This is a genomic window from Gilliamella apicola (genome assembly GCF_000599985.1).
Classification (GTDB): Bacteria; Pseudomonadota; Gammaproteobacteria; order Enterobacterales; family Orbaceae; genus Gilliamella; species Gilliamella apicola.
The window spans coordinates 2,338,569-2,349,963 of sequence record NZ_CP007445.1 but is presented as its reverse complement, the minus strand read 5'-3'; the positions used below and the strand labels follow the sequence as shown (position 1 = coordinate 2,349,963).

Here is an 11,395-nt window from a genome sequence, read left to right as displayed (position 1 = left end):
ATCGGAATGATAATTCTTAACAAAGACCACCTGTTGCAGTAAGGTGGCATGAATATCATCATTGTATTTATTTTTATAATAGCGTTTTGACTACCTTTAATATTTTATCGTAATCAGGTTCATTTGAGATCTCTTTAACATATTCCACATAGGCAATTTTATCATTTTTATCAACGACAAATACTGCACGTGCCAATAAACGCATTTCTTCAATTACAACTCCATATTTTAATCCAAAATCGAGAGTTTTGTGATCTGATGTGACTTTAACCTCATCAATTCCCTCAGCAGCACAATAGCGATTTAAAGCAAAAGGTAAATCGACACTGACTGAAAATATAATGGTATCTTTTAATTTTGTTGCTTCGACATTAAAGCGATGCACTTGAGCACTACATACCGAAGTATCAATGGAGGGTACTGAGTTAATAATTCTGACTTTACCTTTAAAATCCGATATTTTTACTGGTTGCATTTCGCTATTTTCGACAACAAAATCGGGTGCCTTATCACCAACTTTGATTTCAGGTCCGAGTAACGTAATAGGATGACCTTTCATAGTAACTTGATTTACTCTTTTTTGCATAATGGTTTCCTTTGTGTCGAGTTGAAGTGAATGCAGTTTTTAATTTTCATTTACTATAAAGCTAGAATCAATAAGCAACAACAATTTACTTTGCTTAAAATCTGCAATTGATCGTATTGTTAAATTTGTTGGTGATGATGTAATAAGTAAAAAAATAACCTTGCCTTTTTGCGAGTTATTTATGCAAAGGTATATAATGATATTCCCTTATTTTAATACACTAATGATTATTATGAACCCTCTTTTTATCACTGTCTGTTTACTCATTTTAAGTAATATTTTTATGACCTTTGCTTAGTATGGGCATTTACGCTTTTTGCATAATCAAACTTTGATTATTGCGGTATTTGTTAGCTGGGGAATTGCACTTTTTGAATATTTATTGCAAGTTCCAGCCAATCGTATCGGTTTTCAAGTCGCAACGGCTGGTCAGTTAAAAATTATTCAAGAAGTGATTAGTTTATCTGTCTTTATCCCATTTTCAATCTTTATCTTAAAAGAACCTTTTAAAACTAATTTTATTTGGGTGGGGTTATGTCTGCTTGGTGCTGTGTTTTTTATGTTTCGAGATAAAATCTTTGTGTAATAGAAGGTTAGAATCAGCTGGTGGTCGGTTAGTTTTTCAATCTTTTAATCCGAAACAATACTTTTTATAAAATCTTTTTAGATTTAGTCGTATAGGCTGTTTAATATTGAAATGTGATACTTATCACACAATAAAAGATCGTGATTTATTAATATAAAATTCATTTATGATTAATCAATTTATAAATAAGTCAGTATTATTAAGCAACGATTAAACAACCTAATGTAATTGCTTTTTATCACTTTAAAAAAATGAATAAGGAAATTTATGTTATTAAAGCAGCTGACTAAATTTCAAATTTTATTTTTTATTAAGGAGATAAGTATGCAAAAAGTATTTGTAAAAAGTATTATCATCTGTTCTTTATTATGTACGAATGTGTTTGCCATTGAAGCAAAGGATGTAACAACTGATCCGCAAGATTATTATCTTCGAGAAGACCAAGCTCCAGATAGTTTATTACTTTTGCCGCAACCACCCGCCTACAATAGTATTGAATTTCTTAGAGATAAAGCTCAATATGATTGGGGGAAATCCATGCGTAATACGGAACGAGGACATCAGGCATATTTAGATGCGGATGCGACAAAAGATAATGTTACAAAACAATTTTCCCCATCTTTTGGTTATGAGATTTCGAGCACTAAAACACCAGAGATTTACAAGCTTATTACCACAATGAAAGAAGATGCTGGTGATCTTGCCACACGATCTGCAAAAGTTCATTATAACCGGGTTCGACCATTTTCATTTTTTAAAGAACCAACTTGTCGACCTGAAGATGAGAAAACATTATCAACCAATGGTTCTTATCCATCAGGGCATACTACTTTAGGATTTGCTATTTCGTTAGTGCTTGCCGAGATAAATCCACAACGCCAAAATGAGATTTTGAAACGTGGTTATGAAATTGGGGAAAGTCGAGTAATTTGTGGTTATCATTGGCAAAGTGATGTTGATGCTGCCAAAGTGATGGCTGCAGCTGTAGTTGCACATCTACATACCAATGAAGAGTTTAATAAACAGTTAGTTAAAGCTAAAGCGGAATTTAGTCAATTGAAAAAGTAAATATCAAATCTGAAAGGCTTTATTCGATTACTATTTTTTAAAATCTATCTTGATATTGGCTTTTAGTCGTTAAAAGCCAATATATTTTTGCGTATTAAAGTGCTTTAAAGGATATATCTGGTAAGATCGCTTGACCTTGCCAATAAAGTTCGCTGGCAATGCGGCCTGCAATTTGACAATAAATTTGGGTAAATTCACTTTCTGGATGATTGATAACCGTCGGTTTACCTGTATCCAGATCTTGGCGCAAAATTTTGTGTAATGGGATCTGTCCGAGTAATGTTGTATGATATTGTTCAGATAGACGCTTTGCACCGCCTTCGCCGAAAATTGCTTCATGATGACCACAGTTTTCACAAATATGGTAACTCATATTTTCAATAATACCCAAAGTAGGAATATTAACTTTAGTAAACATGGTAATCCCTTTTTTGGCATCAATGAGTGCGATATCTTGCGGAGTGGTGACAATAACTGCAGCTGTAACGGGAATACTTTGCGCAAGAGTTAACTGGATATCGCCCGTTCCTGGTGGCATATCAATAACCAAATAATCAAGTTCAGGCCAAAATGTGTCTTGTAAGATTTGTAATAAAGCTTTACTGGCCATTGGACCACGCCATACCATTGCACCATCAGAATCCACTAAATAGCCAATTGAATTACTGGCGAGTCCATATGCCATTATAGGTGTCATATGTTTATTATCAGGTGTTAATGGTTGCTGTTTTTCTGTACCTAACATGGTAGGAATGGATGGACCATAAATATCTGCATCTAAAATCCCTACACTGGCGCCTTGTTTTTGTAGTGCAAGTGCTATATTAACGGCAGTTGACGATTTACCAACACCACCTTTACCAGAACTAATGGCAATAATATTTTTTATATTGTTTATAGCATGTTGGTTGTTGGCACGCTTAAGTGTAGCGATATTGTATTCAATATGCCATTTAACTTCTTTAACATTGGTAAGTTTGAGTAACTGTGGCGTAAGCTCTGATTTAAGTTCTTCGAAAGCAATTTGCCAAGCAAATGGCATAACTAATTTTATGATTAAATGTTGATCGACTATTTCACAAGTTTTTACAGCACCAAGTTCAATCAAATTTTTTTGTAAGGTAGGATGAGAAAAATTTTCTAGAATTTTTTTTACTTCCATTATTTTAGCCCTAATTTTGTGCATCTACTTTATACTCATATTGTTTTGGTTTTAGATTATTTCAACTCTTGTCATATATTTATAAAATATATTGTTATACGCTTTCTTAATCTAACATTTTGGCTTTTACATTTTACAATTTTGTTGAGCATATAAAGAAATTTTATCAAATTATGGCATAAATCTAGCGATAATCACACGTTTGATGTACTATTTCTGTCATTATGTAATAGAAGGTAATTAATTAACATGACAACGCAACGCAAAATATTGGTGACTTGTGCACTTCCTTATGCAAACGGTTCAATTCATTTAGGTCATATGCTTGAACATATTCAAGCAGATGTTTGGGTACGTTTTCAACGTATGCGCGGTAACGAAATCTATTTTATCTGTGCCGATGATGCACACGGTACGCCAATTATGCTTAAAGCTCAGCAATTAGGTATTACACCAGAGCAGATGATTGAAGAAGTTAAAACTGAACACCAACGCGATTTTGCTGGTTTTAACATTAGTTATGATAATTACCATTCAACCCATAGCCCTGAAAATCGTCAAATATCAGAACAAATCTATAAACGCTTAAAAGCTAACGGCTATATTAAAACTAAAGTTATTTCTCAATTGTTCGATCCAGAAAAACAGATGTTTTTACCGGACCGTTTTGTTAAAGGGACATGTCCTCGTTGTAAGGCACCAGACCAATATGGTGACAACTGTGAAGTATGTAGTGCTACTTATAATCCTACTGATTTGATTGATCCAAAATCAGTTGTTTCAGGTGCAACGCCAATTTTGAAAGAATCGGAACATTTCTTTTTTGATCTGCCTGCTTTTTCAAATATGTTACAAGCTTGGATCCGTTCTGGTACATTGCAAGAGCAAGTTGCAAATAAAATGCAAGAGTGGTTTGAAGCAGGTTTACAACCATGGGATATCAGTCGTGACGCTCCTTATTTTGGTTTTGAAATTCCTGATGCACCGGGAAAATATTTTTATGTTTGGTTAGATGCGCCAATCGGTTATATGGGCTCTTTCCTTAATTATTGTAATAAAAATAACAAAGCAATCTTTGATGAATTTTGGAAAAAAGATTCAAGTACTGAACTTTATCACTTTATTGGTAAAGATATTGTCTATTTCCACAGCCTATTTTGGCCAGCGATGCTTGACGGTAGTGAACACCGTAAACCGTCCAATATTTTTGTACATGGCTATGTTACGGTTGATGGCGCGAAGATGTCTAAATCACGCGGTACTTTTATTCAAGCCAGCACTTACTTAAAACATTTAGATCCAGATTGTTTGCGTTACTATTATGCGGCAAAACTATCACCACATATTGATGATATTGATTTAAATTTAGAAGATTTTGTACAACGTGTTAATAGTGATTTAGTGAATAAAGTCGTGAACATCGCATCGCGTTCGGCTGGATTTATTAGCAAACGTTTTGATGGCAAATTATCTGATAAAGTTGCAGAGCCAGAGCTTTATGCACAATTTGTTGAAAAGGCTAAAGTGATCGCCGATTACTATGAACAACGTGAATCAAGTAAGGCTATTCGTGAAATTATGGCATTAGCAGATGAAGCAAATCGTTATATTGACGAAAAAGCACCGTGGGTTGTGGCTAAACAAGAAGGACAAGATCAAGCTTTACAAGATATTTGTTCAATGGGTATTTTCCTATTCCGTATTCTAATGACTTACTTAAAACCTGTTGTACCATCGTTAGCACAGCGTACTGAAGAGTTTTTAAATAGCCAATTGGAATGGCGAGGTATTGATAACGCCTTAACTGGACACACTATTAATCGCTTTAAAGCCTTATTTAACCGAATTGATATGGATAAAATTACTGCAATGATTGAAGAAACTAAAGAATTAACGACATCGACAGCACCTGCTAAAGAAAAAGTAGCTGAGCCAATTGCTGATACTATTACTTTTGATGATTTTGCTAAAGTTGATATGCGCGTTGCATTAATAAAGAATGCTACTTTTGTGGAAGGTTCTGATAAATTATTGCAATTGACCCTCGATATTGGTGATGAAACGCGTAATGTATTTTCGGGCATAAAACAATTTTATCCTGATCCTCAAGTTTTAATTGGTCGTTTAACAATTATGATTGCTAATTTAGCTCCTCGTAAAATGCGTTTTGGCGTTTCAGAAGGTATGGTACTTTGTGCAAGCGGTAAAGACGATGGTGAGGGTGTTTACCTTTTATCACCGGATAGCGGAGCAAAACCAGGAATGCGAATTTCATAATTCATATCAGCATTTTTAAAATAACATCTTAACAAGTTCATATGCTTGTTAAGATGTTTGAGGTTACACATACGTTTTAGTAGAAAAATTTATTAATTAAAGTAATATTTATTTAAGTCTCTTTTTCGATTATAAATGTTTATTTAACTAACTTTTATGTAACCATTTTGTTTTTGTCGACCCTCTCAAATAAAATCTCATTCGGCATCTTTTGCAAATACCATTACTGTTTCATTGGGTTCAATAATCTTCCATAAATAAAGTTTATGTTTAAATTACGATACATTATTTCATACCAGTTAACGTAATCCAATATTACTTGGCGTTGTATGTTCAACAAAGAGCAATAAATTTTTAGAAACTTACCTGATTTAGCAAATATTAAAAAATCATTCTTATTTAAGAATTAATTGATGACAGTTATTGATTAGAAGGCGCAGTTAAAAAAGTGGAACATAGAATAGCTAAAATAGAGTTGATAAGTCTAATTCAATTGTATGTTCACATATCAGCAATTAGGTTGTCGTGAATCTTAATTTATGAACATATCATTGCTCTTTTATGTTAAAAAGTTTCAGATTAAGTATACGTTTCAGTATAAAATTTATTGAATTTAAGCTGTTATTATTGGCGATAGCTAATAACTGAAAAACTTAGCAATAAATCCAATTGCCATTATTTTAAATTTAGTATGATGTTATAAATGAGAGGCTAGGGTATAACAATGTTGTTATACCCTAAGTGTCGTCGGTTAGTAATGTTGGATAAAAATGTTGTTTATCTTTAGATTTATAAACTGTACATCCGATCTTGTTATTAATGAGTAAAATAAATTAATTTTTTCTTAACTCTTCTGATTTTGTGAAGGATTTCCAGAATAAGGTAATATGCTATCTTTTAACGAAAATGAAAAATCTTTCGTGTCAATTTCCCCAATAATTTTATCGCTATCATACAGTGCTAACAAAAATTGCGCCATGTCATCGGCGGAATGATATTTTGCAAAACGTTTATCATAATCATATTCATCAATATCATTAGCTTTTTTTCCAAATTCGGTTTGCGTTGCTGCGGGAGCTAGAACTTTTGCACGTAACTGCGCATTAGCTTGTATCAATTCTTGTGCTAATCCTTCGGTAAAAGCATTCACGTAAAACTTAGTTGCACAATAGGTGACCGCATTTGGAACAATAGTGTATCCTCCTCTTGATGAAATATTGATAAGTTGTGTATCTGATTGATTATGATATTTACGCACATAGAGAGTTGATAGAATCGTTAATGCCTCAATATTCAAATGCAACATTGACTCTATTTTGTTTAAATCTTGCTCGCCTACACTGCCATAATGACCAAAACCAGCATTATTGATCCATGTTTCAATAAAATATGGTTCTAATTCTGTAAAAAGTGAATGCACATTGCTAGATATAGATAAGTCACATTTTTTTATAATGACATCTAATTCAGGATTAATATCTGCAATTTTTTGTTTAAGTAAAGTTAGCTGTTCTTGCCGTCTAGCAATAACAATTAGTGGTTTATTTCGTTTTGCAAAGGCGATGGCTGTTGCATAACCTATTCCTGAACTTGCGCCAGTAATGACTGTATATCTCAAATCTTTTTTGACCATTTTTTCTTATCCATTTTTAAAGTTGTTATTAAAATTTTGCTTAATGATTAAATTAACTTCTTAATATCATCTGTAATTATAGAAGTGTTAAGATGATAGTATTTTCTATTTTAGCTTAAGATTTCCACGAGTTGTGTTGTAATTCGAGTTGTCTATCAGCTTTAGATAATGCATGCTTTAATTGATCAAGATTGAGTGGCACACAATAAGCTGGTTTAGCACGCTCAAAACGCCAACTTTCGGATAATTTACCTACGTCGAAATAGTCAAATCCGATTCGATCAATTAACTCATATACAGTTTGTTTTGCTAAATCATCATTACCTGCGATAGGGAGTGCTCTTCGATTTGTTTTATCATTTGGTTTTGCATCTTTCAAAATATCTCTTGCAAGAATAGCATTAAATACTTTAACTATTTTAGATTTACAAAGATGTTGGGCGACTAATTCACTTGTGGTCGTTTGATAAGTATCTAAAAGTTCTATGTGTCCATCACGTTCAGGATAATAATTCATTGCATCAAGAACGATCTTATTGCCAAGAATATTCGCTGGTAACTGTTGATAATTGATAAAAGGAATTGCAACGAGAATAATATCACTGAAATCTATTGTTTCTTCCTGACTACCAATTTCACAACCCAAACTGCTTGCTACACTAAATAATGTGTTTTTATCTCGTGAGTTACATAACATGACTTGATATCCATTTTGTAGAAATAACTTAGCCCAAGCCTGACCAACAAAGCCAGCTCCAATTATTCCAATTTTTTTTAACATATTAATTCCTAAGTCATAAATGAATTTGTTATATTATTCTCTTAAAATAAAAGAGAATAAATGATATCAAAATTGTTTTATTAACAACTAGAGGTTGGTAATGTGGATCTTTTAAGAAGTATGGAAGCTTTTGTATTGACCGTAAAAACAGGTTCATTTGCAGCTTCAGCCATTTCACTAAATACTTCACCACAAATGATCGCCAAATATGTGGTATTTTTAGAAGATTATTTAGGCTTAAAATTACTGAATCGTACAACACGGTCGCAAAAGTTAACTGAGTTTGGTAAACAATATTATGAAAAGTGTTTATTCATCCTTGATGAAGTGAAAAGCTCAAAAACATTAGCGCAACAATTTATTGAGGAACCTAAAGGTCGGCTTAGAATTAGTGCACCAGTGAGTTATGGACATTTTAATTTAATTTCTGTGCTTAGTCGTTTTATGAGATGCTATCCAAAAGTCAATGTAGATCTTCAATTAAGTGATCGCTATGTCGATTTAGTAAAAGATGATTTTGATATTGTTTTTCGAATCGGTGAATTATCTAATTCAAGTTATATTGCTCGTAAACTCAATTGTTATAAACTTATTTTTGCAGCTTCCCCAACCTATCTTGCTAAAAATGGTATACCGGCGACGCCTAATGATATAAAAAAACATCAGTGTTTAATTTATCAATATGTCAATCCTACTAAAAAAGATTATCTTTGGCCTTTTAGTATCAATGGAAAGGTAATCAATATCCCCATATCTGGATCCTTAAAAAGTAATGATACTTTAGCTTTAGCAAATGCTGCTGTCGAAGGTTTGGGTATAACTATGTTACCTCAATCAATGCTAAGTGAGCTTATTCGTCAGAATAAATTATTTCCAATATTACAAGATTTTTTACCACCAGCAAGAGAAGTTCATCTACTTTATAAATCTGATAAACAGCAGCTACCTAAACTTAAAATGTTTATTGAATTTATCACTGATTCAATGTGATAAATAGAATGTTTTTTGAAGTTTTGAATTAGTTTAAAAATTCGGATTTGCTTTATTTAGATACTCAATAAAGTCAACAATAACAAAAAAGGCGATAAAAATCGCCTTTTTATATGTGAGAGATTCTAAAATAATCAGCAATGCTTACTATTTTATGGTAACTAGAGTGCTTAGTTCTTTTCCTAACATGTTGTTTAAATATACTAAGTCATCTGCTGTTAAAGTCCCAACGGCATATTTTAACTGTAGTAAACTTGTTAGGTAATTATATTTTGCATCTGATAAGTTTCGTTTAGAACTATAAAGCTGAGTCGTTGCATTTAACACATCAACAATGGTACGTGTACCAACTTGATATCCAGATGAAGTTGCTTCTAATGAACTTTCGGCAGACACAACAGCTTGTTGGTAAGCTTTGATTGAACTGATTGAAGATGCAATATTGTTGTAAGATGAGCGCACCTGATTGATTACACTACGATTAGTGCTTTCTAATTTCTCGCTGAAACTGACAAAATTATGCTGTGCTTGTTCTACTTGTGACATAGTTGCGCCACCTGAAAAAATTGGCATGTTGACACTTACACCAACATAATTATTACCAGAGTAGCTTTTACTGTGATGAGATCCTATAGCTCCATTTGATGAGTAACTTCCATATCTCTCACTTTTATTTAAGTTTGTCGATGCATCTAAACTTGCAGTTGGCATATATCCAGATTGTGCAAGTTTAATTTGTTCACGGGCAATATCTTGATTTAATTTCATTGTTAATAAATTAAGATTAGATGCTTCTGACTGTTTTAACAATACGCCAATTTGAGTTGGTGTTTCGGTTTTAAATGTTTTGGTATCAATAGTTGCTAAACTAGAATAGAAACGCCCACTGACTTGACGTAAGTTTTCAATTGAATTATTTAACTCATTTAATGCGTTAACCTGTTGGGCAACCGTTAAATCATAATTAGCTTGAGCATTTTGTACATCAGTAATGGCCACTAAACCAACTTGATGTTGTTGACGCGTTTGCTCTAATTGGCGACCAATTGCTTTTTTCTGAGCATCGATAAAGCTTAAGGCATCAAGTGCTTTTAAAACATTAAAATAAGCAACCGATGTATTTAGAATTAATGTTTGGCCTTGGTATTGATAAGCAATATCAGCAATACTTGCTTGTTTTTTGGTAATATCTAAAGCTTTCCAACTTGAGAAATTAAAAATACTTTGTGATACCGTTACTTGATATAAATTACCACTTTTATTTTTTTGTCCACTGATGTCGCGACGACCATGTGTTACACCATAAGATGCATTTAGACCAACTTGTGGTAATAAACTTGCTCGTGAACCTGAAATTGCTGAGTAAGCTTTCTCTTTTTCAGCTAAAGAACTGCGTAAATCTGGGTTTGTCTCTTTAGCTTGTTCATAAACCTGAATCAAATTTTCAGCAAAAACTGCTTGGCTTAATGTTAAGCCGATTAAAAAAGTTAGCGTTTTTTTCATCAATCATCTCTTTAAAAACATATAAAATATAATTGTATTTTCATTTATGCGATTTTAACAGATAATTAGCATATAGTAAGCATAGTTTATTTGTCATTCGCACTTTTTATTAAAATTCAGCCCAAAACGAGACACAATATGAAAATTAACAATAATCCTATAAATTTTAACAAAAATGATGTTTTTAATCTAACTAAACGAGTTCTTTATAAAGGCTTTTTTTCTTTATTAGAATATCGTTTTCAATATCGTAAATTCGATGGTACAACAAGCGATGTTGTTACCAGAGAGGTGTTAGAGCGTGGTCATGCGGTAGTCTTGCTAGCATATGATGTTAAACGTGATGAAGTCGTTTTAATTGAACAAATCCGTATTGCTGCAATAGAAACTCAAGAAACTCCATGGATGTTAGAGTTGATAGCAGGAATGATGGATCATGAAAATGAATCATGTGAAGAAGTGGCAAGGCGTGAGGCAATTGAAGAAGCAGGTATTGCCATTGGTCGTTGTAAACCTATTATTAGTTATTTAGCTTCTCCTGGTGGCTTAACTGAAAAATTGCATATTTTGATTGGTGAAGTTGATGCGTCCACCGCAACTGGTATTCATGGACTTGCGGAAGAAAATGAAGATATCAAAGTTCATGTTGTCAGCAGAGATCAAGCATATAAATGGGTTGAAGATGGAGTAATTAATAATGCTGCATCAATTATTGCGTTACAATGGTTACAACTTAATTATTTGAATCTAAAAAATCAATGGAAGTAATTAATATTATTAATTATATTTAATTATTTCTTTCATTAAAA

Annotated in this window: 9 protein-coding genes and 1 pseudogene; 5 read left to right on the top strand and 5 right to left on the bottom strand. The window is 32.7% G+C overall.

Features of this window, described 5'->3' with window-relative positions; all coding sequences use genetic code 11:
- Positions 1-73: 73 nt before the first annotated feature.
- Positions 74-586 (bottom strand): thiol peroxidase, encoded by a 513-nt coding sequence (gene tpx, locus GAPWK_RS10535; RefSeq protein WP_025316190.1) that lies wholly within the window; start codon positions 584-586, stop codon positions 74-76.
- Positions 587-818: 232 nt separating this feature from the next.
- On the opposite strand from tpx, the pseudogene GAPWK_RS10530 reads away from it, so the two are divergent.
- Positions 819-1,172 (top strand): annotated as a pseudogene (locus GAPWK_RS10530) (DMT family protein).
- Positions 1,173-1,496: 324 nt separating this feature from the next.
- On the top strand, positions 1,497-2,240 hold the full coding sequence (locus tag GAPWK_RS10525; RefSeq protein WP_025316189.1) for an acid phosphatase: 744 nt from the start codon (positions 1,497-1,499) through the stop codon (positions 2,238-2,240).
- A gap of 94 nt (positions 2,241-2,334) precedes the next feature.
- On the opposite strand, the gene apbC is transcribed toward GAPWK_RS10525, so the two are convergent.
- Positions 2,335-3,426 (bottom strand): iron-sulfur cluster carrier protein ApbC, encoded by a 1,092-nt coding sequence (gene apbC / locus GAPWK_RS10520; RefSeq protein WP_051516280.1) that lies wholly within the window; start codon positions 3,424-3,426, stop codon positions 2,335-2,337.
- A 225-nt stretch (positions 3,427-3,651) separates the two neighbouring features.
- Here apbC and metG point away from each other — a divergent pair, with 225 nt between their 5' ends.
- Complete coding sequence (gene metG / locus GAPWK_RS10515; RefSeq protein ID WP_025316188.1) at positions 3,652-5,679, top strand: methionine--tRNA ligase; 2,028 nt, start codon at positions 3,652-3,654, stop codon at positions 5,677-5,679.
- A gap of 844 nt (positions 5,680-6,523) precedes the next feature.
- Here the strand turns inward: metG and GAPWK_RS10510 are convergent.
- Together GAPWK_RS10510 and GAPWK_RS10505 are read right to left on the bottom strand one after the other, a co-directional pair.
- Positions 6,524-7,312, bottom strand: coding sequence for an SDR family NAD(P)-dependent oxidoreductase (locus GAPWK_RS10510; RefSeq protein WP_025316187.1), 789 nt, complete (start codon positions 7,310-7,312; stop codon positions 6,524-6,526).
- 115 nt (positions 7,313-7,427) lie between these two features.
- On the bottom strand, positions 7,428-8,093 hold the full coding sequence (locus tag GAPWK_RS10505; protein ID WP_025316186.1) for an NADPH-dependent F420 reductase: 666 nt from the start codon (positions 8,091-8,093) through the stop codon (positions 7,428-7,430).
- Between the two features lie 102 nt (positions 8,094-8,195).
- Between GAPWK_RS10505 and GAPWK_RS10500 the strand changes: the two genes are divergently transcribed.
- The gene (locus tag GAPWK_RS10500) at positions 8,196-9,083 is read left to right on the top strand and encodes a LysR family transcriptional regulator (RefSeq protein ID WP_025316185.1); all 888 of its coding nucleotides are present in this window, start codon (positions 8,196-8,198) and stop codon (positions 9,081-9,083) included.
- Between the two features lie 147 nt (positions 9,084-9,230).
- Here GAPWK_RS10500 and tolC read toward each other — a convergent pair whose 3' ends face one another.
- A complete protein-coding gene (tolC, locus tag GAPWK_RS10495) occupies positions 9,231-10,586 on the bottom strand; it encodes an outer membrane channel protein TolC (protein WP_025316184.1) in 1,356 nt (451 codons plus the stop codon).
- A 138-nt stretch (positions 10,587-10,724) separates the two neighbouring features.
- Here tolC and nudF point away from each other — a divergent pair, with 138 nt between their 5' ends.
- Positions 10,725-11,354, top strand: coding sequence for an ADP-ribose diphosphatase (gene nudF / locus GAPWK_RS10490; RefSeq protein ID WP_025316183.1), 630 nt, complete (start codon positions 10,725-10,727; stop codon positions 11,352-11,354).
- The last annotated feature ends 41 nt before the right edge of the window (positions 11,355-11,395 follow it).

Bases quoted from the DNA above. Each gene is read 5' to 3' on its own strand.
- tpx (WP_025316190.1), bottom strand. From the start codon at position 586: ATGCAAAAAAGAGTAAATCAAGTTACTATGAAAGGTCATCCTATTACG.
- GAPWK_RS10525 (WP_025316189.1), top strand. From the start codon at position 1,497: ATGCAAAAAGTATTTGTAAAAAGTATTATCATCTGTTCTTTATTATGT.
- apbC (WP_051516280.1), bottom strand. From the start codon at position 3,426: ATGCACAAAATTAGGGCTAAAATAATGGAAGTAAAAAAAATTCTAGAA.
- metG (WP_025316188.1), top strand. From the start codon at position 3,652: ATGACAACGCAACGCAAAATATTGGTGACTTGTGCACTTCCTTATGCA.
- GAPWK_RS10510 (WP_025316187.1), bottom strand. From the start codon at position 7,312: ATGGTCAAAAAAGATTTGAGATATACAGTCATTACTGGCGCAAGTTCA.
- GAPWK_RS10505 (WP_025316186.1), bottom strand. From the start codon at position 8,093: ATGTTAAAAAAAATTGGAATAATTGGAGCTGGCTTTGTTGGTCAGGCT.
- tolC (WP_025316184.1), bottom strand. From the start codon at position 10,586: ATGAAAAAAACGCTAACTTTTTTAATCGGCTTAACATTAAGCCAAGCA.
- nudF (WP_025316183.1), top strand. From the start codon at position 10,725: ATGAAAATTAACAATAATCCTATAAATTTTAACAAAAATGATGTTTTT.